The following is a 23,211-nucleotide window of genomic DNA, read 5'->3' on the forward strand; positions in this document are numbered from 1 at the left end:
GCGGGTCGGGACCGGTGGGCTCGCGGAGGAGGGTGGTCACCGGCTGAGGAGGGCGAGCGCCCGCAGCCCGGCCGGGTCGAGCGTGCCGGCCCGGTGCATCGCCTCGGCCTCCTCGGGTGGCAGTCTCGCGGCCGCGCACCACGGCGCGACGGCCGCCGGCACGCCGACCCGCCGCCAGGCGAGGGCGGGCGTGCACAGCCGCCAGATCTGGTCGAGCGGGAGCGGCGCCGGCCCGACGCCGGCGATCATCGTGAGCCAGCCGTCGATCTCCTCGGGGGTGAGACAGGCGACGCGGGCGAACGCCGGCAGGGCGACCGTGAGGGGTTGCCCGGGCGACGCCGGCAGCGCGGTCAGGACCGCCTCGTCGGAGGGCCACCCGGCCAGCCGGAACCGGGACAGCGCGGCGAACACCGGCGCCGGCATGGCGTGCAGCGGGTCGAGCAGGTCCACGTGGCCCGGGTCGAGGCCGAAGTCGTCGCGGGCGGCCCGGCGGGCCTCGGACGGGAACGGCAGGTCGGGCGGGACGGAGTCGTCGTGATAGGACAGGTGGGGTGCCGGCCCGGTGATGCCCAGGCTCGCGGCTGCCCGGGCGGGCGCCGACCCGTCCCGGAACATGTCCCGCCAGAGGTGCATCATGGTGCAGCCGAGCAGCTGGTGGACGTCACCCCGGAGCGGCCCGCGCACCCAGCTCTCGAGCTCGGCCGGTTCCAGGTCGACGTGCTGGACGAGCGCGTCGGCGATCCGACCGGCCTGTTCCGGGACGAAGCAGCCGAGGAACTCGTCGAGGCGGCGAGGCTCCCAGCGGTCCAGGAGCGGCAGGACGGCCCGGATCATCCGCGGGTCCCGGTCGACGTGCCGCGCCAGGTGTGCCGGTCGTGGCCCGGCTGCCCACCGGCTCCTCCAGTACGGCGTGGACGCGTCCAGCAGATCGTCGAGGAACTTCTGGATGAGCATGCGCCCATCCTGGCGGGTCCCGGCCAGGCCGACGCGACGATCGATGGGTTCGCGGGAAATGAGCGACGATGACCGCTTCGACCTTGATGCGCGCTGTCGGCCGATGGGTCGGTCCACTATGGTCACGGGAAGGTCACGAACCTTATCGACCGTAGTGACTTCCACTCCGATCGATCGCAGACTCCCGGAAGAAGCGTCCGGACACCCCTCCGGGCGCCGTACTTCCGGAGGACCCGCACGTGAGACAACCATCCCGCTGGGGCCGACGAACCTTCACCTCCGCTCTCGCGTTCGGCCTCGCGGCCGGCGTGACGACGGTGAGCGGTTCGCTGCCGGTCGCGGCCGCCCCCGCACCGGTCAACCAGGACGGCGCGCCCGCCACCGAGACCGTCGACCCCAAGGACTCGCCGGCTGACACGCTCGGCGCCCACGACGCGGGACTGCTCGCCGACGCCCAGGCCGAGCACAAGCCGAGTGTCACCCTCATCATCGCCACCGACCAGGGCAGGTCGGCGGACGTGGCGGCCCGGGTCAAGGCGCTCGGCGGCACCATCGCCCGCAACTTCGACCAGGTCGGGTACGTGCTGGCCTCGGTGCCCACCGCCAAGGTGCTCAGCGCCGCGAAGCTGCCCGGCGTCAGCGCCGTCGACCTGGACGAGACCGTCAAGGTGCCCGAGCCGGATCTGACCTCCGACGCGAAGGCGACCAAGCAGGCGACCGTGAGCGGGCCGGGCGCGACCACGCCGGCCGACAACGCGTACCTGCCGGTCGGCGAGACCGGCTCGGTGGACTTCAAGCGCAAGCACCCGACCTACGACGGTCGCGGCGTGACCATCGGTGTCATGGACACCGGTGTCGACCTGGCCCACCCGGCCCTGCAGAAGACCACGACCGGGGAGCGGAAGATCGTCGACTGGGTCACCGCGACCGACCCGCTGGTCGAGAACGACGGCACCTGGCGCGCGATGCGCACGGCCGTGACCGGCCCGAGCTTCACCTACGCCGGCGCCACCTGGACCGCCCCGACAGGCAGCTGGCTGATCAGCCGTTTCAGCGAGAACATCACCGCGGCCTCCGAGCCGGCCGGTGACGTGAACCGGGACGGCGACACCACCGACGCGTGGGGCATCCTCTACGACCCGGTCAGCCACGACGTCCGGGTCGACGTGAACCAGAACAACAACTTCACCGACGACGCCGTGATGCGGCCGTACAAGGAGAAGTTCGACGTCGGCTACTTCGGCACCGACAACCCCGCGACCGCGATCGCCGAGCGCATGCCGTTCGTCGTCGAGTACCGCGAGGATGTCGACCTCACCCCGGCCGGCCTGCCCGGCCAGGTCGCCGACTTCGTCAACATCGGCATCCCGGAGGGTCTGCACGCCTCCCACGTGGCCGGCATCTCGGCCGGCAACGACCTGTTCGGCAACCGCAACTTCGACGGGCAGGCGCCGGGCGCCAAGATCGTCTCGTCGCGGGCCTGCTCGTGGGGCGGTGGCTGCACCGCGGCCGCGCTGACCACCGGCATGGTGGACCTGGTCGTGAATCGCGGCGTCGACGTGGTCAACCTGTCGATCGGCGGCCTGCCCGCGCTCAACGACGGCAGCAGCGCGCAGGCGCAGCTCTACCAGCAGCTCATCACGAAGTACGGCGTGCAGCTGTTCATCTCGGCCGGCAACTCCGGCTCGGGCGTGAACACGATCGGCGACCCGTCCGTGGCCACCGACGCGGTCAGCGTGGCGGCGAGCGTGTCCAAGGAGACCTGGCTCGCCAACTACGCCTCGGTGACCCGCAAGCCCGAGCAGCTGTTCCCGTTCTCGTCGCGGGGCCCGCGGGAGGACGGCGGCTTCAAGCCGAACATCACCGCGCCCGGCTCGGCGATCTCCGCGACGCCCACCTGGGAGGTCGTGGCGGGCGTCGACACCGTCGGCTACACCCTGCCGGTCGGTTACGCCATGGAGAACGGCACCTCGATGGCCGCGCCGCAGGCCACCGGTGGCGCCGCGCTGCTGCTCTCGGCCGCGAAGCAGACCCGCCGCACGGTTACCCCGGCGCAGTTGCGCCGGGCGATCTACTCGACGGCGGACCCGATCCCGGGCGAGCAGGCGTACGAACAGGGTTACGGCGTCTTCGACGTGCCGGGCTCGTGGAATCTGCTGACCAAGATCTCCGAGACCCGTACCTACACGGCCTCGGCCCCGGTCTGCACCCCGCTCGCGCAGTACCTGTCCACGCCGGGCACCGGCACCGGCATCTACAACCGGTGCGCTGTCGCCGACGGCGGCTTCAAGGCCGGCCAAACCAAGATCGTCAACATCTCGCTGACCCGCACCAGCGGGCCGAACCGGACCGTCCTGCACCGGCTCTCCTTCCAGGGTGACCGCGGCGCGTTCTCGACGGTGCCGCTGATCGGCCTGCCGCTGAACAAGGCCGTCAAGATCCCGGTACGGGTCACCGCCGGCCAGGGCGTCACGAGCGCGCTGCTCAAGGTCGACGACCCGTTCACCCCGGCGATCGACTTCGAGGTGCTCAACACCGTGGTGACCGGCGTGGAGGCTAAGGCCTCGGCCTACGCGAACACGTTCAAGGGCGCCGTCGACCGCAACTCCACCACGTCGTTCTTCGTGACCGTCCCGGCGAACGCCACCTCGCTGCAGGTGGACCTCGGCGGGCTGGCGACGGGCTCGCAGACGCGGTGGATCGCGATCAACCCGTACGGCGTGCCGGTCGAGCCGACCTCCAGCCCGTACTGCTACACCAACTACTCCGACCCGGCCACCTGCAAGCCGGAGGAGCGCTCCTACGACAACCCGATCCCGGGCGTCTGGGAGCTCGAGGTCGAGTCGCGCCGCACGTCGCCGCTGCTCAGCAACCCGTTCGCGCTGACCGCCAAGGTCCAGGGCGTCACGGTGGAGCCGGCGACGGTCACCCTGCCCAGCGTGAAGGTCGGCCAGGCCACCCCGGCGACGTGGACGGTCACCAACCGGTTCGGCCCGATCACGATCACCCCGCAGGGCGGCCCGCTGGGCAGCGCGTTCACCCAGCGGCCGACGATCGAGCAGGGCGGCGTGCAGGACTACACGGTCGTCGTGCCGGACGGCGCGACCCGCCTGACCGTCGCGATCAGCAACCCGGCGGACCCGGCAGCCGACCTGGACCTGTTCCTCTACGACGCGAACGGTGTCGAGAAGGGCCGGTCCGCGGACGGCGACTCGGAGGAGTCGATCACGCTCAACGCGCCGGCCGGTGGCACGTACACCGTCGAGGTCCAGGGGTACTCAGTGCCCGCCGGCTCGACCGCCTACGACTACCAGGACGCGTACTTCAGCCCGGCGCTGGGCACGCTGTCGGCGCCGAGCACGCCGGTCGTGCTGGGGGCCGGGGCGAGCGCCACGATCACCGGCTCGGTCACCGTCGCCGCGGTCCCGCCGGCCGGGCGGCACCTCTCCGGTGAGGTGCAGTTCGTGACCGACGAGGGCGCGGTCGTCGGCCGCGGCTCCGTCCAGATCGGAGCCGTCACCGAGTAACACCGCCGGCAGCACGGATCGAGGGGTGGGTCCGGCCGGGCCCACCCCTCGTCTCATTCCCGCCCGATGTCCTGGCCCAGCGCTTCCTCGGCCTTGCGAGCGGCGATCAGAATCGGATCCCAGACCGGCGCGTACGGCGGTGCGTAGCCCAGATCCAGAGCCGTCATCTCACTGACAGTCATCCTGTTCCACACCGCCACCGCGAACGCGTCGATCCGTTTCGCGGCCTCGGTCCGCCCGACGATCTGCGCGCCGAGCAGCACTCCGGTCTCCCGTTCGGCGATCAGCTTGACGGTCATCGGCACCGCCCCGGGGAAGTAGCCGGCCCGGTTCGTCGACTCCACCTTGACCGTGACGAATCGGTACCCGGCCTGCTCCGCCTCGCGGGAGCCGAGCCCGGTCCGGGCCACCTCGAGGTCGCACAGCTTGGTGACCGCGGTGCCGATGATCCCGGGGAAGGTGGCATATCCGCCGCCGAGGTTGAGCCCCGCGACCCGGCCCTGCTTGTTGGCGTGGGTCCCGAGCGGCACGTGGACCTGGCGTTTGCTGACGCGGTGGTGCACCTCCGTGCAGTCGCCGGCCGCCCAGACCCCGTCGACCAGGCCCTGCGGCCCGATCACCCGCTGCCGCAGGTCCGTCCGGATCCCGCTGGTCTCGCCGACCGGGATGCCGGCGGCCTGCGCGAGCGCGGTGTTCGGGCGGACCCCGAGACCGACGACCACGACGCCGGCCGGGACCGGGCCGGAGTCGGTGGCCACCGCCGTGACCTTCCCGCCCGAGGTCTCCAGTCCCTCGACCGTGACGCCGGTGCGCAGGTCGATGCCGAGATCCCGGATCGACGACGCGACCAGCGCGCCCATGTCCTCGTCGACCGTCCCCATCGGCTGCGCCGACTTCTCGATCAGGGTCACCCGCAGGCCGCGGTTGGTGAGGGCCTCGGCCATCTCGACGCCGATGTAGCCGCCGCCGATCACCACCGCCGTCGCCGGCTTCTCGGCGTCCAGCCAGGCGCGCAGCGCGGACCCGTCCTCCAGGGTCTGCACCCCGAACACGCCGGACTCCGGAATCCGGGCCCACGGCGGGCGCACCGGGCTCGCGCCGGCCGCGTAGACCAGGGCGTCGAAGCCCTCCCGGAGGTCGCGGCCGCCGTCGAGATCACGCACGGTCACCGTACGTGCGGCGAGATCGATTCCGGTCACCTCGTGGCGGGTCCGCACCTCGATCCCGGCCGCGGCGAACTCCGCGGGAGTGCGGGCGATCAGCGCGTCCGGGCCACCCTCGACCACCCCGCCGATCCAGTACGGGATGCCGCATGCCGAGTACGACACGAAGCGGCCCATCTCGAAGGCCACGATGTCCAGGCCGCCCGGCCCGCGTCGTTTCCGCGCCTGGGCCGCCGCCGACATCCCCGCCGCATCTCCACCGATCACGATCAGTCGCACTCGCCCATTGTGCCCGGATCCGCGCCGCTGTTTCCGGCGGATTTCCGCAAGGTTGTTGCCTCGCGCATCGGCAGGAATCTATGGTGACCGCACGCCGTCGAAGCGCTTCGACGTGGCACTCCGTCCTTGCCGTCGAAGCGCTTCGACTCTCGTCACCGAGGGAGAACCCATGCGCGGAAGACGCGGCCTGGCCCTCCTGGCCGCCGCCCTGCTCACTGTCCCGTTGACGGCCACGCCGGCGCACGCCGCCGAGACCTTCCCGTTCCGCGATCCGCACCTGCCGCTGCAGGCCCGCGTCGACGACCTGGTGGGCCGGCTCACGCTCGGCGAGAAGCTCGCGATGCTGCACCAGTACCAGCCCGCGATCCCGCGCCTGGGCCTGGGCGTCTTCAAGACCGGCACCGAGGCGCTGCACGGCGTGGCCTGGTCCAACGACCACGACGCCGGTGGCGCCAAGGTCGACGCGACCGCGACCGTCTTCCCGCAGGCCGTCGGACTCGCCAGCACCTGGGACCCGGAGCTGCTGCGACGGGTCGGCTCGGCGGTCGGTGACGAGGCCCGGGGACTGCACGCGCAGGACCCGACGGTGTGGGGGCTGAACCTGTGGGCGCCGGTGGTGAACCTGCTGCGCGACCCGCGGTGGGGGCGCAACGAGGAGGGTTACTCCGAGGATCCGCTGCTCAGTGGGGCGGTCGCCACGGCGTACGGGCAAGGGCTGCAGGGAAATGATCCCTCCCGGCTGAAGACCGCGCCGACGCTGAAGCACTACGCGGCCTACAACAACGAGACCAAACGGGACCAGACCAGCTCGAACGTGCCCCAGCGGGTGCTCAACGAGTACGACCGCGAGCCCTTCCGGATCCCCCTGGAAGCGGGCGCCGCGACCGGCGTGATGGCGTCCTACAACCTGATCAACGGGCGGCCGGCGACGGTGGACCCGGACCTCGCCGGGCTGGTCCGTGGCTGGAGCGACCAGCGGCTCTTCAACGTCACCGACGCGTGGGCGCCGACCAACCTCACCCGGTCGCAGGCCTACTTCGCGACGCAGGCCGAGGCGAACGCGGCGGTGGTCAAGGCCGGGGTGGACAGCTTCACGGTCGACGACACCGACGGCGAGCCGACGACGACAGCGCTGCGCCAGGCGCTGGACCAGGGACTGCTCACCGAGAAGCAGGTGGACACCGCGGTCGGGGACGCGCTGAGCATCCGGTTCCGCCTCGGCGAGTTCGACCCGGACGGCGGCCCGTACGCGAAGATCTCGCCCTCGGTCGTGGACAGTCCCGCCCACCGACAGCTCGCGCGGGAGGCCGCGGCCGACGCCATGGTGCTGCTGAAGAACGACTCCGGCGCGCTGCCGCTCAAGGCCGGCGGTTCCGTCGCGGCCGTCGGCCCGCTCGCCGACGATCTCTACACCGACTGGTACGGCGGTCAGCTGCCCTACCGGGTCACCGCGCTCGACGGGATCGCCGCGCGCGGCCCGGCCGTGTCGTCGGAGGGCGCCGACCGGATCGCCCTCAAGGACGTCGCCACCGGCCGGTACGTGACCGCCGCCGACCCGCAGGCGGTCGCCGCCACCGCCGCGACCGCGGACACCGCCGCCCAGTTCGACGCGGTGGACTGGGGCGACGACGTCTCCACGCTGCGCAGCGTGGCCAACGGGAAGTACCTCGGCTACAACTGGGGCCCGTTCGTCACCAGTGAGTCCGCGCCGACCGGCTGGTACGTCCAGCAGCAGTTCAAGGTGGAGGACCAGGGCGACGGCACGGTCGTGCTGCACTACGCCGGGTACGAGACGCAGGAGAGCTGGTTCGGCGCGAACACCTACGTGACCGTCGGCGCCGACGGCAAGCTCGGCCTGGGCTCGCCGACCGCGGCCGGGGCGGCGCACTTCGCCAAGGAGATCGTCACCGACGGGGTCGCCGCTGCCGCCGCCGCGGCGAAGGGCAAGCAGACCGCTGTGGTCGTGGTCGGGACGAACCCGTTCGTGGCCGGGCGCGAGGCGCACGACCGGACCGGGATCAGCCTCGGCGCGCGGCAGCAGGCGCTGATCGAGGCGGTGCGCGCCGCGAACCCGCACACCGTCGTGGTCGTGCAGAGCAGCTATCCGCTCGCGCTGACCTGGGCGCAGCGGCACGTCCCCGGGATCGTGTGGACCACGCATGCCGGCGCCGAGACCGGGAACGCCCTGGCCGACGTGCTCTACGGCGACGTCGACCCGGCCGGGAAGCTGACCCAGACGTGGCCTCGCTCGGTCGCCGACCTGCCGGCCGACCTGAACCGGTACGACATCATCAAGACCGGTCAGACGTACCAGTACAGCTCCGCGTCGCCGCTGTACCCGTTCGGCCACGGGTTGTCCTACACCTCGTTCCGGTACAGCGGTATCGAGGTCGTCGGCAACCGGGTCAGCGTGACCGTCACCAACACCGGCAGGCGCGCCGGTGACGAGGTGGTCCAGCTCTACACCCACCAGCGGACCTCCCGCGACGTGACGGCCGTCAAGCAGCTGCGCGGCTTCCAGAAGGTCGCGCTGAGCCCTGGCCAGTCGAGGACCGTCACGTTCACGCTGACGCCGCGGGACCTCGCCCACTGGGACGTCACCCGGCAGAAGTGGGTGACCGAGACCGCGGTGCACGATGTCCTGATCGGCTCGTCCTCGGCCGACATCCGGCAGCGGGCGTCACTGCGCGTGCGCAGCGAGACGATTCCGGCGCGTGAACTCTCGCGGACCACCCGCGCCGAGACCTTCGACGACTACGCCGGCGCGACGCTGGTCGACGAGACGAAGGCGAGCGGCACGGCCGTCTCCGGTGGCCGGCTGACCTTCAAGGACGCCGCGTTGCGCGGTGGGAAGACCTTGACGGTACGGGCGTCGGGCTCCGGAACGGTCGAGGCGCGCCTCGGCTCACCGACCGGCCGGCTGCTCGGCACGGCCACGGTGAGTGACACCGGCGGGATCTATTCGTACTCCACGGTGAGCGCGCCGCTGACGCCCGTGACCGGCCGCCGGGACGTCGTCCTGGTGCTCGGCCCCGGGCTGCGGCTGGCGTCGTTCAGCATCCGATGAGACTCGCGGCGGGGGGCCACCTGGGAGCGGGCCCCCCGCCGCGACCCCCACGTGCGGCGGCCGGGACCGTGGTGACCCGCCCCGCGACCCTCACCTGCGGTGGCCGTGACGGCGTGGACCCTGCCCCGCGACCCTCACCTGCGGTGGCCGTGATCGCGCGGGCTCTGTCGTGCGACCCCGCGATTGCGAAGCGTGTTCATGCGGATGGCTAGGATCGGCGGAGGGGAGCGCGGTCTTGGGCCGGGACCGGGGTACATGGGGAGGCGCAATGCCGACGATCAGCGATGTTGCCCGGGCGGCCGGGGTGTCGCCCAGCACGGTGTCGTACGTGCTGAGCGGCCGCCGCCCGATCTCCGCCGAGACCCGGGCCCGGGTGCAGGCCGCGATCGCCGAGCTGGGCTTCCACCCGCACGCCGGGGCGCGGGCCCTGGCGAGCAGCAAGACGAACGTGCTCGCGCTGGTGGCGCCGCTGCGCGTGGACGTCAACGTGCCGGTCATCATGCAGTTCGCGACGGCGGTGGTGACGGCCGCCCGGTCGTTCAACCACGACGTGCTGCTGCTGACCAAGGACGAGGGCACCGCGGGGCTGGAACGGGTGGCGCACAGCACCATGGTCGACGCGCTGATCCTGATGGACATCGAGCGGGACGACGTGCGGCTGCCGGCCATCCGTACGCTCAAGCAGCCTTCGGTGTTGATCGGTCTTCCCGCCGATCACGCCGGCATCGCCTGCGTGGACCTGGACTTCGAGGCCGCCGCGGCGTGCGCGCTCGGGCACCTCGCGGGGCACGGTCACCAGCGGATCGGGCTGGTCGGCCCGTCGCCCGCGGTGTACCGGCGGCAGACGACGTACGCGGACCGGTTCCTCGCGGGGTTCCTGCAGACCTCGAACGAGCTGAGGTTGCGGACGGCGACCCACCCCTGCGAGCCGGGGGTGGAAGGGGCGCGGGCCGCGCTCGCCGACCTCGACACCGAGCTGCCCGGGCTGACCGCCCTGGTGGTGCACAACGAGGAGGCGCTGCGCCCGCTGCTGGACCTGTTGCACGCCGCGGGCCGGCGGGTGCCGGAGGACGTCTCCGTCGTGGCGGTCTGCCCGCGGGACGTGGCGACCGCGATGCCGGTCGACCTGACCTCGATCGACATCCCGGCGCACGACGTCGGGACCCTCGCGGTGGAGACCGCGATGCGCCTGCTGGACAACCGCAGTGTCGACTACACCCGGCTGCTGGAGCCGAGGCTGGTCGAACGTGCCAGCTGCCGCGAAATCTCGCCGTCACACCGTTGACATCTGCATCACGCGTTCCTTAGCGTCTGCGGCAAGGCTTTTGTCGAAGCGCTTCGACAAAACCATTCGATTCGTCGAAGCGCTTCGACAACTCTCTTCTTGACCTTCGACTCCTGGAACAGTCCCCCTGGGAGGACCCCGCTATGACCATCTCACGACGTGGCCTGCTCGCCGGCGCGCTCGGTCTGACCACCGCGGCCGCGCTCGCCGCGTGCGGCGACGACGACGCGTCGTCGACCGAGGGCGCCGACGCGAAGACGCTCACCCTGTGGCACTACGAGGGCCCGACCAGCGCGATGGGCATCGCCTGGAACAAGGCGATCGAGATCTTCAAGCAGAAGCACCCGGGCGTCGAGGTGAAGTTCGAGGAGAAGTCCTTCGAGCAGATCCAGCAGAACGCCCAGATGATCCTGAACTCGGACAGCGCGCCGGACATCCTGGAGTACAACAAGGGCAACGCGACCGCCGGCCTGCTCTCCAAGCAGGGGCTGCTCACCGACCTCTCCGACGAGGCGACCAAGCGCGGCTGGGACTCCAAGCTGAGCGGAAGCCTGCAGACCACGGCGAAGTACGACGACGACGGCATCATGGGCAGCGGCAAGTTCTTCGGCGTGCCCAACTACGGCGAGTACGTCATGGTCTATTACAACAAGGCGATGTTCGACAAGTACAAGATCGCCGTGCCGACGACGCTCGACGAGTTCACCGCCGCGATGGACACCTTCGTCAAGAACAAGGTCACCCCGCTCGCGGTCGGCGGCGCCGAGTACCCGGCCCAGCAGATCTTCTACGAGCTCGCACTCTCCAAGGCCGACCGCGCGTTCGTCGACGACTACGAGCTCTACAAGAACAAGGTCGACTTCAACGGCCCGGTGCTCAGCTACGGCGCGCAGACCTTCGCCGAGTGGGTGTCGAAGGGCTACATCGCCAAGGACTCGGCCGGCATCAAGGCCGAGGACATGGGCGTCGCCTGGGAGCAGGGCAAGTTCCCGATCCTGATCTCCGGCTCGTGGTGGTACGGACGGTTCGCCAAGGAGATCAAGGACTTCGAGTGGGGCACGTTCCTGTTCCCCGGCAACAAGCTGCACCCGGGCTCCAGCGGCAACCTCTGGGTCGTCCCGGAGAAGAGCAAGGCCAAGGCTCTGGCGTACGACTTCATCGACATCACCATGTCACCGGAGATCCAGAACCTGCTCGGCAACAACGGTGGCGTCCCGGTGGTGGCCGACCCGTCAGCGATCACCGACGCGAAGAACAAGGAGCTGATCGAGAACTTCAACAAGCTCACGACCGGTGACGGGCTCGCGTTCTACCCCGACTGGCCGGCCCCGGGCTACTACGACGTGATGGTCGCCGGCGTGCAGGGCCTGATCAACGGCTCGAAGACGCCGCAGGCGTTCCTGGACGAGATCGCCAAGCCGTACAACGAGAACCTGGCCGACCTCGGTAAGTGAGTCTTGTGGTGGGCGGCGGGCCGATCCGCCGCCCACGACAGGTGGAAAGGACCGCCGCGCATGGCCGGCAGCACCAAGAACCGCGGCTACGCGGTCTACCTCATCCCCGGGCTCCTCGCCTCGACCGCGGTGATCATCGTCCCGCTGGTGATGACGGTCTACATCAGCTTCACCAAGTGGACCGGGATCGGCAGCCCCAAGTGGGTGGGCTTCGACAACTACACCCGGCTCTTCGCCGACGCCAACTTCTGGGCCTCCTTCGGGCACATCATCCTGCTGATCATCGCGATGGCGGTGGTGCCGACCTTCCTCGGGCTGGTCCTGGCCGCGGTCCTGTTCGACTACGTGGCCAAGAAGTTCAGCGACCGCTGGGCGTCAGTGCTGCGCTCCGGCTACTACCTGCCGCAGGTGCTGCCGGTCGCGGTCACCGGCATCATCTGGGGCTGGATCCTGCACCCCAGTTACGGCGCGCTGAACAAGATCCTGGAATCGGTCGGGCTCGGCTCCCTCGCGCACAACTGGCTCGGCGACCCGAAGTACGCGCTGTACAGCGTGATGGCCGTGATGATCTGGTTCCAGCTCGGCTACCCGATCGTCATGTTCATGTCCGGCCTGCAGCGCATCGATCCCGAGCTCTACGAGGCGGCCGACCTCGACGGCGCGACCTGGTGGCAGCGGTTCCGCAAGATCACCGTCGCGATGATCCGGCCCGAGCTGTACGTGGTGCTGGTGACCACCACCATCGCGTCGCTCAAGATCTTCGGGCAGATCTTCGTGCTCACCCGCGGTGGACCGAGCAACGCGACGCTCGTGCCGTCCTACTTCGCCTACAAGAACTTCTTCGAGAAGGCCCAGGTCGGGTACGGATCGGCGATCTCCACGGTGCTGACCGTGCTGATCGTCATCCTCGCGATCGTCTTCCTGCGCCTGCAGAACCGTGCCGAGCGGAGCTAACCGATGACTGTCACCGCGACGCGCGCGTCCCGCACCCGTACGCCGGAAAAGGCCCCTCTCCGGGAACGTCACCCGGCGCGCTTCATCATCCTCGTCCTGCTGCTGGTCCTGCTGCTGCTCATCGTGGCGCCGCTGCTCGTGGTGGCGATCAACGCGGTGAAGAGCCCGGCGGACTACGCCGCGAACGGGCCGCTCGCCCTGCCGCACCACCTCTACTTCCAGGGGATCGTCGACTTCTGGAACCGGGTCGACTTCGGGCTCAAGCTCTGGAACAGCTTCATCACCAGCATCGTGGTGGCGGTGCTCGCCGTGATCCTCTCGGTGTTCAACGCGTACGCGCTGGGGATCGGCAGGGTCAAGGGCCGGATCTGGTTCCTGGTCTTCTTCCTGATCGCGAACCTGCTGCCGCAGGAGGTGCTGGTCTACCCGCTCTACTACCTGTCGAAGCAGCTCGGGCTCTACGACAGCCTGTGGTCGGTGATCATCATCTTCACGGTGATCCAGAGCGCGTTCGGGACCTACCTGCTGACCTCGGTCTACACCGAGTTCCCGAAGGAGCTGCTGGAGGCGGCCGCCATCGACGGCGCGGGGAAGTGGCGGGCGCTCTGGCGGGTCGTGGTGCCGGTCAGCCGGCCGACGCTCGCGGTGCTGTTCACGTTCTTCTTCATCTGGACGTGGAACGAGTTCTTCCTGCCGCTGATCTTCCTGATCTCCAACGACAACCAGACCGTGCCGGTGGCGCTCGGCGTCCTGCAGGGCGACCGGATGATGGACGCCACGACCACCAGCGCGTCCGCCCTGATCGGGATCATCCCGGCGATGCTCTTCTTCCTGATCTTCCAGCGGACCCTCACCCGTGGCATCGCGGCCGGCGCCATCAAGTGACGCCAGCGCCGCCCCTCGTTCCTCCGCGCGGCACCGCCGCCGCCCTCACGTGATCTTTGGAAAAGGACACCCATGAAGTTCACCGACGGCTATTGGCGTAAGCGGGACGGCCTCACCGTCGTCCACCCCGCGCACCACCAGGACAGCACCCCCGGGCCGGACTCGCTCACGGTCTACGCCGCGACCCGCCGGATCCGCGACCGCGGCGACACCCTCGACGCGCCGCTGATCACGGTCACCCTGTCGGCGCCGATGGACGACGTCATCCGGGTCACGATCGAGCACTTCCAGGGCACGGCGGTCCGCGGGCCGGACTTCGCGCTCACCTCGTCACCCGCCGAGATCGCGGTCACCGACTCGTCGTTCACCTCCGGGGCGCTGACCGCGCGGGTGAACACCGGCGACGACTGGGGGCTGGACTTCCTCGCCGACGGCAGGCGGATCACCGGCAGCGGCTGGAAGGGGATGGGTGTCGTCTCGTCGCCCGACGGCGCGTACGTCCATGAGCAGTTGGATCTCGGGGTGGGTGAGGTGGTCTACGGTCTCGGCGAGCGCTTCGGCCCGCTGACCAAGAACGGCCAGAGCATCGACATCTGGAACGAGGACGGCGGCACCAGCTCCGAGCAGTCCTACAAGAACGTCCCGTTCTACTTCACCAGCGCCGGGTACGGCGTGCTCGTCGACCACCCCGGCAAGGTGTCGTTCGAGGTGGCCTCCGAGATGGTCACCCGCACCCAGTTCAGCGTCGCCGGGCAGTCCCTCTCCTACCTGGTGATCCACGGACCGACGCCGGCCGACGTGATCCGCAAGTACACCGCGCTGACCGGCCGTCCCGCGCTGCCCCCGGCCTGGTCCTTCGGGCTCTGGCTGACCACGTCGTTCACCACCTCCTACGACGAGGAGACGGTGAACAAGTTCGTCGACGGGATGGCCGACCGGGACCTGCCGCTGAGCGTGTTCCACTTCGACACGTTCTGGATGCGCGAGTTCAACTGGTGCGACTTCGAGTGGGACACCCGGATCTTCCCCGACCCGGCCGGCATGCTGAAACGCCTCGCCGGCAAGGGCCTCAAGGTCTGCCTGTGGATCAACCCCTACATCGCGCAGAGGTCCCCGCTGTTCGCCGAGGGCAAGGCCAACGGCTATCTGGTACGGACGGTGAACGGCGACGTCTGGCAGTGGGACCGCTGGCAGGCCGGCATGGGCCTGGTCGACTTCACCAACCCGGACGCCCGCGAGTGGTACGCGTCGAAGCTGCGCGCGCTCGTCGAGATGGGCGTCGACGCGTTCAAGTCCGACTTCGGCGAGCGGATCCCGGTCGACGGCATCGTCTGGCACGACGGATCCGACCCGGAGCGGATGCACAACTACTACACGCAGATCTACAACCAGGTCGTCTTCGACGTGCTCCGGTCCACCCGCGGCGAGGGCGAGGCCGTCCTGTTCGCCCGTTCGGCCACCGTCGGCGGCCAGCAGTTCCCGGTCCACTGGGGCGGCGACAACACCGGCACGTTCGAGTCGATGGCGGAAAGCCTGCGCGGTGGCCTGTCGCTGATGTCCTCCGGGTTCGGATTCTGGAGCCACGACATCGGCGGCTTCGAAGGGCTCCCGGACCCGGCTGTGTTCAAGCGGTGGGTGGCGTTCGGGCTGCTGTCGTCCCACAGCCGGCTGCACGGGTCGAAGTCGTACCGGGTGCCGTGGAACTTCGACGAGGAGTCCGTGGACGTGCTGCGCTCGTTCACCCACCTCAAGTACCGGCTGATGCCGTACCTGTTCGGCGCCGCCCGCGAAGCCCACCTGACCGGCGTGCCGGTGATGCGGCCCATGGTGCTCGGCTTCCCCGCCGACCCGGCCGTCACCTACCTGGACCGGCAATACCTGCTCGGCGGCGACCTGCTCGTCGCGCCGGTCTTCAGCGCCGCCGGCGATGTGTCGTACTACGTCCCGGCCGGCCGATGGACCCACTACCTGACCGGCGACGTCGTCACCGGCCCCGGCTGGGTCACCGAGACCCACGACTTCTTCAGCGCGCCGCTGCTCGTCCGCCCGGGCGCGGTCATCCCGGTCGGTGCCCGGCAGGACCGCCCCGACTACGACTACCGCGACGGCGTCACGCTGCGTCTCTTCGAGCCCGCCGACGGGCGGACGGCGGTGATCGTGCCCGGGCCGTCCGGCGCCGACACGGTCTTCACCGTCCTGCGCGACGGGGACGAGATCCGCGTGGGCCGCTCGGGCGAGGCCCTGCCCTGGCGCGTCCAGCTGGGCGCGCAGATCACCGAGGTCCCCGCCGACCAGGACAGCTGCACCCTCACCCTGGGCTGAGCCGGCTCCGCCTGGTGGCGCGCGCCGGCCGGTTCGCGGGCGATGCGGACGGCGGGGTTGCGGCGCGGGTTCCGGCTTCGGCTGGCGCTGAGGGTTGTCTCCGGGTACCGCAGACAACCCTCAGCGCCAGCCGGGAGCACACGCCTCCATGCCTCCTGGCACGCCGCGGTGGCCTTGATTCTGGTCGCCGGGTGGGCGAGGATGTCGAAGTTACCGATCGGTAACTTGTCGCACAGGAGGCAATGATGCCCAGGCTCGACCGGCAGCACGACGTCTTTGTTCTGGACCTCGGAGACGGGGAGAACCGGTTTCACCCCGACTGGCTGGCGGCCGTCAACGCCGCGCTCGACGAGGTGGAGAAGGCGGACGGCAACAAGGCGCTGGTGACCACCGCGAGCGGGAAGTTCTTCTCGAACGGGCTCGACCTCGACTGGCTGGGCAGCAGCGGAGCCGACTTCCAGGGCTACGCGGACGACGTGGAGGAGTTGTTCGCGAGGTTCCTCGCGCTTCCCGTGCCGACCGTCGCCGCGATCCAGGGGCACGCGTTCGCGGCCGGGGCGATGCTGTCGCTCGCGCACGACTTCCGGGTGATGCGGGCCGACCGGGGTTACTGGTGCCTGCCGGAGGTCAGCATCAGCATCCCGTTCACGCCGGGCATGTCGGCGCTGATCCAGGGCCGCCTGGCGCCGCAGGTGGCGCACGAGGCGATGACGACCGGCCGGCGGTACGGCGGTGAGGAGGCCCGGGACGCCCGGATCGTGGACCACGCGGTGCCCGAGGACGGGGTCCGCGCGACCGCCGTCAAGATCGCCTTCACGCTGGCGCCGAACGCGGGGGACACCCTGGGCACGATCAAGAGCCGGATGTACGCGCCGGCCCTCACCCTGCTACGCGATCGCAGGAAGCCGCGAGCCTGACCGCCGGACCGCGGGGGCCCTTCGGATCGGGGGCGGCAGCGGAGCGTGCGAGGCGGGCGGCTCACCGTCGTACCGTCGGATTGTCGTGAGAGTGAGCGGAAAGCGGACCGGGAGAAAGGGGAAACGTTCACGTCAAGGGCCGGGCATGGCGCACGTCTCCGCGGGTAACGTCCCGATCGGAAGGGCCGAAGGACCCTGCCGAAGGGGGTCCCGGCGGAGGAACGTGAAGATCGACGAAGCCTTCAGGGAAGGAAAGATCGTGACCGCTGTGCTCGACCACGAGGACCTTGTCCGCAAGCTCGCCCAGCCTGACGACACCGAGGTGGCGAGCCTCGACGCGTGGTGGCGCGCGAACAACTACCTGACCGTCGGCCAGATCTACCTGCAGGGCAACCCGCTGCTGCGGGAGCCACTCACGCCGGAGCACATCAAGCCGCGCCTGCTCGGGCACTGGGGGACGAGCCCGGGCCTGTCGTTCGTCTACGCGCATGTGTCGCGGTTGATCAAGACGACCGGTCAGCAGGCGATCTACCTGGCCGGGCCGGGGCACGGCGGTCCGGCGCTGGTCGCTGCGGGTTACCTGGAGGGGACCTATTCGGAGGTCTATCCGAAGGTCGGGCAGGACGAGGAGGGCTTGCTGCGGTTGTTCCGCCAGTTCTCCAGCCCCGGCGGCATTCCCAGTCACGTCTCGGTGACCACGCCCGGCTCGATCCACGAGGGTGGCGAGCTGGGCTATGTGCTGGTTCACGCGTTCGGCTCGGTGATGGACAACCCGGACCTGCTGACCATCGCGGTGGTCGGCGACGGCGAGGCGGAGACCGGCCCGCTGGAGGGCTCGTGGAAGGGGATCTCCTTCATCAACCCCGAGCACGACGGTGCTGTCCTTCCGATCCTGCACCTGAACGGCGCGAAGATCGCCGGGCCGACGGTGCTGGCCCGGAAGGACCCGGCCGAGGTGCGCAAGCTGCTCGCGGGTCACGGTTACGAGATCATCGAGGTGGGCGGGGACGACCTGCCCGGCATGCACCACCGGTTCGCGGAGGCGCTCGCCGAGGCGTGGGGCAAGATCCGCGCCATTCAGGCCGCGGCGCGCGGCGGTGACTGGGACGGCCGGCGTCCGCACTGGCCGCTGATCATCCTGCGGACGCCGAAGGGCTGGACCGGTCCGCAAGAGGTCGACGGCATCACGGTCGGCGGCACGTGGCGCGCCCACCAGGTGCCGCTCTCCGGCGTCAAGGACAACCCGGATCACCTGCGCATGCTGGAGGAGTGGCTGCGGTCGTACAAGCCGGAGGAGCTCTTCGACGCCACCGGCGCGCCGACCGGTCCGGTGCGTGACCTGGCGCCCGACGGCGACCTGCGGATGAGCGCCAGCCCGCACGCGAACGGCGGACGGCTCACCAAGGATCTGGACTTGCCGGACTTCCGCGACTACGCGGTCGAGGTGAAGACGCCGGCGGCCGGGCGCGCCGAGTCGACCCGCAAGCTGGGCGAAATGATGCGCGACATCTACTCGCGCAACAGCGACCGGTTCCGGCTGTTCTGCCCGGACGAGACGAACTCGAACCGGCTCGGCGCCGTCTTCGAGGTCTCCGACCGCGCGTTCATGGAGTCGGTCACGGACGACGACGTCAAGCTCAGCCGCTCCGGCCGGGTCATGGAGGTGCTCTCCGAGCACAACTGCCACGGCTGGCTGGAGGGGTACACGCTGACCGGGCGGCACGGCATGTTCGCCACCTACGAGGCGTTCGCGATGGTCAGCGCGTCGCAGACGATTCAGCACGGCAAGTGGCTGCAGGAGGCGTCGCACCTGCCCTGGCGTGCCAAGGTGCCGAGCTTGAACATCCTGCTCACCTCCACGGCCTGGCGCAACGACCACAACGGTTTCTCGCACCAGGGCCCGGGGCTGATCCAGAACGTGCTCACACAGCGCGGTGACGTCGCCCGGGTGTACCTGCCGCCGGACGCGAACACGCTGCTCTCGGTGGCCGACCACTGCTTCCGGTCGCGGTCGTACATCAATCTGATCGTGATCGACAAGCAGCCGCAGCTGCAGTGGCTGGACATGGACCAGGCCATCGACCACGCGGCCAAGGGCGCCGGGATCTGGGAGTGGGCCGGCACCGACGACGGCAACAGCGACCCGGACATCGTCCTGGCCTGCGCCGGTGACGTGGTGACCATGGAGACCGTCGCCGCCGCGCAGATCCTGATGCGCAAGCTGCCGCAGCTCAAGGTGCGCGTGGTCAACGTCGTCGACCTGATGACGCTGCCCCGGCCCAAGGACCACCCGCACGGCATGAGCGAGACGATGTTCCGGGAGCTGTTCACCGACCACGTCGACGTCGTCTTCTCGTTCCACGGCTACCCGGGTGCCATCCACCAGCTGGTCCACGGCCGGCCCGACGCCGACCGGTTCCGGGTCCGCGGCTTCATCGAGCAGGGCACGACCACCACGCCGTTCGACATGACGGTGCGGAACAAGGCGTCGCGCTACCACCTGGTGATCGACGCGATCAACAACGCCGGGCGGCTGCCGAGCGGCGCGAGCGAGCTGAAGGCCTGGTGCGAGGCGCAGCTCGAACGGCACGCCACCTATGTGGTCGAGCACCTCGAGGACATGCCCGAGGTGCGGGACTGGTCGCTCGGCGACTGGGCGCAGAGTTGATCTAGACGGGGTTGGAAGGTCTCTCCGCCTTACAAAGTGTGGGCGGAGAGATACTTCACCCTTTCTTTCGACGCCGGATGACGCGAAGGTGAAGGGCACACGCCTACTCGACGTTGAGGAAGGGGACCCCGGATGGCCGGCACACACAGCCCTTGGCCGACGACCCGGCAGGGTTCGACGCAACATCCCGTGCCCACGCTGCAATACCTGCTGCGCGCGCACGGCCACACGGTGACGGTGGACGGCGTCTTCGGCGCCCAGACCGGTGACGCGGTCCGCGCCTACCAGCGCACCCGTGGAATCCCCGACAACGGCATCGTCTGCGCCGACACCTGGCAGGCGCTGATCATGGAGGTCGGGCCCGGCGCCTCGGGCAACGCGGTCAGCGGCGTCCAGCACGAGTTCCAGCAGCGCCGGCGCATCGCCTCCGCGCCCGACGGCGTCTTCGGGCCCCGCACCGAGTCCGAGGTCCGCGCGTTCCAGGCCGACGCCGGGCTGATCGTGGACGGGGTCGTGGGCCGCGAGACGTGGCAGGCGCTCGTCAGCGGCACCTCGGCGGAACTTCAGCAGGCCGCCTGATCAGTGGTTGCCGGGGGCGCCGGGTTCACTTCACCCCGGCGCTCCCGCTTCACCCCGGCGCCCCGCTTCGCCCCGGCGCCTCCGCTTCAATCCGGCGCCCCTGCTGCAGTCCGGCGCCTCCGCTTCGCCGCTTCGATTAGACAAGATCCCACCGCTTTCCCGTACGGCGGTGAGCACGCCCGCTGAGCCCGGTGTGGCGCGAGGCCCAGCGCACTTGCCGGCCGTGCCGCGCCGCCGGCGCCCCGGCTGGTCCTCACGGGTGTGTCCGAACGCGAACACACCCCTGACCACCAGCCGACGTGGCGTGGCTGGTCCTCCGGGGTGTGTTGCCGTTCGGAGGCACCCCTGAGAGCCAGCCCGGCTTGTGTGGCTGGTGCCCCGGGGTGTTCCGGGGACCGTTGTGGGCCGACCTGGCTTGTGTGGCTGGTGCTCCGGGGTGTTGCGGGGACCGTTGTGGGCCGGCCCGGCTTGTGCGGCTGGTGCTCACGGGTGTTTCCAATGTTCGGAGACACCCGAGAGAGCCGGCCGGGGCGCTGGGCGTCAGGGGCGGCGGGACGCGGCCGCGGCCACCGGGTCGAAACCGAACGGCAGCTCCAGCCGATGACCGCGCATCAGCTCACGGTCGGACAGCAGCGCCGCGGTGTCCCCGTCGGCGACGATGCGGCCGGTGTCGAGGATGACCGAGCGGGGACACAGCTCCAGCGCGTACGGCAGATCGTGCGTCACCATCAGCACCGTCACCGGCAACGACTCGAGGATCTCGGCCAGTTCCCGCCGGCTCGCCGGGTCCAGGTTGGACGACGGCTCGTCGAGGACCAGGATCTCGGGCCGCATCGCGAGGACCGTGGCGACCGCAACGCGCCGCCGCTGGCCGAACGACAGGTGGTGCGGCACGTGATCGCGGTGCTCGGACATGCCGACGGCGGCCAGGGCTTCGTCGACGCGGTCGTCGAGCTCCTGACCGCGTACGCCGGCATTGGCCGGGCCGAAAGCGACATCCTCCGCGACCGTGGGCATGAAGAGCTGGTCGTCGGGGTCCTGGAAGACGATGCCGACCCGGCGGCGGATCTCGGCGATCGCGGCCCGGTCGGCCGGGGTGACCGGCAGGCCGGAGACCTCGACCGTGCCACCGCCGCCGTGCAGGATGCCGTTGAGGTGCAGCACCAGGGTGGTCTTGCCGGCGCCGTTCGGGCCGAGCAGGGCGACGCGCTCACCGGGGGCGATGGTCAGGTCGACGCCGCGCAGCGCCGCCCGCCCGTCCGGGTAGGCGTAGTGCAGCCGGGAGACCTTCAGCGCGGGAGTTGCCACGTCGATCATGCTAGAGCCCTCTCATGCGAGGACCGCCGCGGCGATCGCGATCCCGGCCGACACGATCGGCAGGGCCGCGGACACCGCCCACTGCCCGGCCGGTGCGCGGTCACGCGCGACGTGCGGGAGCCGCCCGGTGTAGCCGCGGGACACCATCGCCAGGTACACCCGCTCGCCCCGCTCGTAGGATCGCAGGAACAGCGACCCCACCCCGACCGCGAATGCCTTGACCTGCCACAGGAACCGCGGATCGTACCCCCGGGACAGCCGGGCGATCCGCATCCGCCGGGCGTCGTCGGCGAGCACGTCGATGTAGCGCAGCATGAACGTCGCGATCTGCGTGAACACCGACGGCACCCGCAGCCGGTCCAGCCCGAGGATCAGGTCCCGCATCGTCGTCGTCGCCGCGAGCATGAGCGAGGCCAGCACGCCGAGCGTCCCCTTGGCGAAGATGTTCCACGCCCCGTGGAGCCCCTCGATCGACAGCGACATGCCGAGCCAGTCCACGCGCTCGCCGTGCCCCAGGAACGGCAGGGCCACCGCGAGCAGCACGAACGGCAGCTCGATCGTCGCCCGCTTGAGCAACCAGAGCGGCGGGATCGCGGCGGCGACCGACACCGCCGCCAGCAGCACGAAGTAGCCGAGAAACGCCCAGAAGGACGTGGGCGGGGTCAGCACCACCACGATCGTGAACAGCAGCACCGCCACGATCTTCACCTCCGCGGCCAGCCGGTGCACCCGGCCCGCCCGGTCGAGGTAGAGCGGGTGAGCGTGCCCCGCCCCCACCTCAGGCGGCCTTCTGCTCGCGGCGGCGGACCAGCCAGAACCCGCCCGCCCCGATGCCGAACGTGATGAGCACCCCGGCGACCCCGGCCAGCCCGGTGGAGAGCGCGGAGTTGTGGATGCCACGGATGCCGTAGTCGGCGAGCGGACTGTCCGCCATCTGGTGCGCCTGCTCCCGCTGCGCGATGCAGGTGCCGCCGGTGATCTCGCCGTTTGCGTCGAACGTGCACCCCTCACGGGCGGTCGCGTCCAGCCCGTCCGGGCTGCTCGACGCGAAGTTGCTGACCACGCCGGCCAGCAGCAGCGCCACGAGCAGGCCACCGGCGAGGAACCATCCGAACTTCCTGGTCATGCCGCGGCCTCCTCGAGAACGACCGGCTTGCGGAACCTGCGCAGCGCGTACACCAGATCGGGCCGCACCCGGGCCACCGTCGCGACGGTGGTCGCCGCGATCAGGCCCTCGCCGATGCCGATCAGCACGTGGGTGCCGGCCATCGTGCCGGAGATCCACGGCAGGGACAGCTGCGTCGTGCCGCCCAGCGCGTACTCCAGGACGAAGCCCTGCGACGCGACCACGACCGAGACCACGGACGCGATGAATGCCGTGACTCCGAGCCCGCCCGGGTTCTTCGGCAGCACCCGCAGCAGGCCCGCCACCAGCAGATATCCGGCGGCGGTGCCGAGCAACGCCATGTTCGTGATGTTCAGGCCGATCGCGGTCAGGCCACCGTCGGCGAAGAGCAGGCACTGCACGATCAGGACGGTCGAGACGCACAGCGCGCCGACCCACGGCCCGACCAGGATCACCGCGAGCGTGCCGCCCAGCAGATGACCGGAGACGCCCGGCAGCACCTGGAAGTTCAACATCTGCACCGCGAAGATGAACGCGGCGACCAGCCCGGCCATCGGCGCCAGCCGATCGTCGAGGTCGGCGCGTGCCTTCACCACGCAGACCGCCAGCACGGCCACGGCGACCACCACGAAGATCGCGGACACCGGGCCGTTCACAATCCCGTTCGCGATGTGCATCGCTTGCGCATCCATGGCGCCTCCCCTTCGCGGGGCC

General features: G+C 70.3%; 16 protein-coding genes. 10 read left to right on the forward strand and 6 right to left on the reverse strand.

The genetic code is table 11. From position 1 onward, the window contains the following. Nucleotides 1-36 precede the first annotated feature (36 nt). Nucleotides 37-954 (reverse strand): hypothetical protein, encoded by a 918-nt coding sequence (locus tag Acy02nite_RS41935; protein ID WP_203754600.1) that lies wholly within the window; start codon nt 952-954, stop codon nt 37-39. A gap of 239 nt (nt 955-1,193) precedes the next feature. Here Acy02nite_RS41935 and Acy02nite_RS41940 point away from each other — a divergent pair, with 239 nt between their 5' ends. Beyond that, on the forward strand, nt 1,194-4,481 hold the full coding sequence (locus Acy02nite_RS41940) for a S8 family serine peptidase (protein ID WP_203754603.1): 3,288 nt from the start codon (nt 1,194-1,196) through the stop codon (nt 4,479-4,481). 53 nt (nt 4,482-4,534) lie between these two features. Here Acy02nite_RS41940 and Acy02nite_RS41945 read toward each other — a convergent pair whose 3' ends face one another. Continuing rightward, complete coding sequence (locus Acy02nite_RS41945; protein WP_203754606.1) at nt 4,535-5,923, reverse strand: FAD-dependent oxidoreductase; 1,389 nt, start codon at nt 5,921-5,923, stop codon at nt 4,535-4,537. Nucleotides 5,924-6,092: 169 nt separating this feature from the next. On the opposite strand from Acy02nite_RS41945, the gene Acy02nite_RS41950 reads away from it, so the two are divergent. The 9 genes from Acy02nite_RS41950 to Acy02nite_RS41990 all read left to right on the forward strand — a co-directional run bounded on the left by Acy02nite_RS41950 (nt 6,093) and on the right by Acy02nite_RS41990 (nt 20,054). Next, nucleotides 6,093-8,990 carry a glycoside hydrolase family 3 protein gene (locus Acy02nite_RS41950; protein ID WP_203754609.1) on the forward strand — a complete coding sequence of 966 codons (2,898 nt, stop codon included), beginning with the start codon at nt 6,093-6,095 and terminating at the stop codon, nt 8,988-8,990. Nucleotides 8,991-9,258: 268 nt separating this feature from the next. Next, nucleotides 9,259-10,275 carry a LacI family DNA-binding transcriptional regulator gene (locus Acy02nite_RS41955; protein WP_203754611.1) on the forward strand — a complete coding sequence of 339 codons (1,017 nt, stop codon included), beginning with the start codon at nt 9,259-9,261 and terminating at the stop codon, nt 10,273-10,275. Between the two features lie 143 nt (nt 10,276-10,418). After that, on the forward strand, nt 10,419-11,729 hold the full coding sequence (locus tag Acy02nite_RS41960) for an ABC transporter substrate-binding protein (RefSeq protein WP_203754613.1): 1,311 nt from the start codon (nt 10,419-10,421) through the stop codon (nt 11,727-11,729). Nucleotides 11,730-11,789: 60 nt separating this feature from the next. Beyond that, on the forward strand, nt 11,790-12,683 hold the full coding sequence (locus tag Acy02nite_RS41965; RefSeq protein WP_203754615.1) for a carbohydrate ABC transporter permease: 894 nt from the start codon (nt 11,790-11,792) through the stop codon (nt 12,681-12,683). Nucleotides 12,684-12,686: 3 nt separating this feature from the next. Beyond that, nucleotides 12,687-13,568, forward strand: a complete 882-nt coding sequence (locus tag Acy02nite_RS41970) for a carbohydrate ABC transporter permease (protein ID WP_203754618.1) — start codon at nt 12,687-12,689, stop codon at nt 13,566-13,568. 72 nt (nt 13,569-13,640) lie between these two features. Further along, complete coding sequence (gene yicI / locus Acy02nite_RS41975; RefSeq protein WP_203754620.1) at nt 13,641-15,890, forward strand: alpha-xylosidase; 2,250 nt, start codon at nt 13,641-13,643, stop codon at nt 15,888-15,890. Nucleotides 15,891-16,135: 245 nt separating this feature from the next. Beyond that, nucleotides 16,136-16,807, forward strand: coding sequence for an enoyl-CoA hydratase-related protein (locus tag Acy02nite_RS41980; protein WP_203754624.1), 672 nt, complete (start codon nt 16,136-16,138; stop codon nt 16,805-16,807). Nucleotides 16,808-17,066: 259 nt separating this feature from the next. Further along, entirely contained in the window at nt 17,067-19,475 is a 2,409-nt protein-coding gene (locus Acy02nite_RS41985; protein ID WP_203754627.1) for a phosphoketolase family protein, read from the forward strand. 189 nt (nt 19,476-19,664) lie between these two features. After that, complete coding sequence (locus Acy02nite_RS41990; protein ID WP_239175766.1) at nt 19,665-20,054, forward strand: peptidoglycan-binding domain-containing protein; 390 nt, start codon at nt 19,665-19,667, stop codon at nt 20,052-20,054. A 540-nt stretch (nt 20,055-20,594) separates the two neighbouring features. Here the strand turns inward: Acy02nite_RS41990 and Acy02nite_RS41995 are convergent. From Acy02nite_RS41995 to Acy02nite_RS42010, 4 genes are read right to left on the reverse strand one after another with little or no spacing between them, the layout of a single operon-like run. Then, a complete protein-coding gene (locus tag Acy02nite_RS41995; RefSeq protein ID WP_203754634.1) occupies nt 20,595-21,371 on the reverse strand; it encodes an energy-coupling factor ABC transporter ATP-binding protein in 777 nt (258 codons plus the stop codon). Between the two features lie 12 nt (nt 21,372-21,383). Beyond that, nucleotides 21,384-22,148 carry a cobalt ECF transporter T component CbiQ gene (gene cbiQ, locus Acy02nite_RS42000; RefSeq protein ID WP_203754637.1) on the reverse strand — a complete coding sequence of 255 codons (765 nt, stop codon included), beginning with the start codon at nt 22,146-22,148 and terminating at the stop codon, nt 21,384-21,386. Nucleotide 22,149: 1 nt separating this feature from the next. After that, entirely contained in the window at nt 22,150-22,497 is a 348-nt protein-coding gene (locus Acy02nite_RS42005) for a PDGLE domain-containing protein (protein WP_203754640.1), read from the reverse strand. Beyond that, on the reverse strand, nt 22,494-23,189 hold the full coding sequence (locus tag Acy02nite_RS42010) for an energy-coupling factor ABC transporter permease (protein WP_203754643.1): 696 nt from the start codon (nt 23,187-23,189) through the stop codon (nt 22,494-22,496). Before Acy02nite_RS42010 ends, Acy02nite_RS42005 begins: the two co-directional genes overlap by 4 nt. Between the last annotated feature and the right edge of the window lie 22 nt (nt 23,190-23,211).

The organism is Actinoplanes cyaneus (genome assembly GCF_016862095.1).
Taxonomy (GTDB): domain Bacteria; phylum Actinomycetota; class Actinomycetes; order Mycobacteriales; family Micromonosporaceae; genus Actinoplanes; species Actinoplanes cyaneus.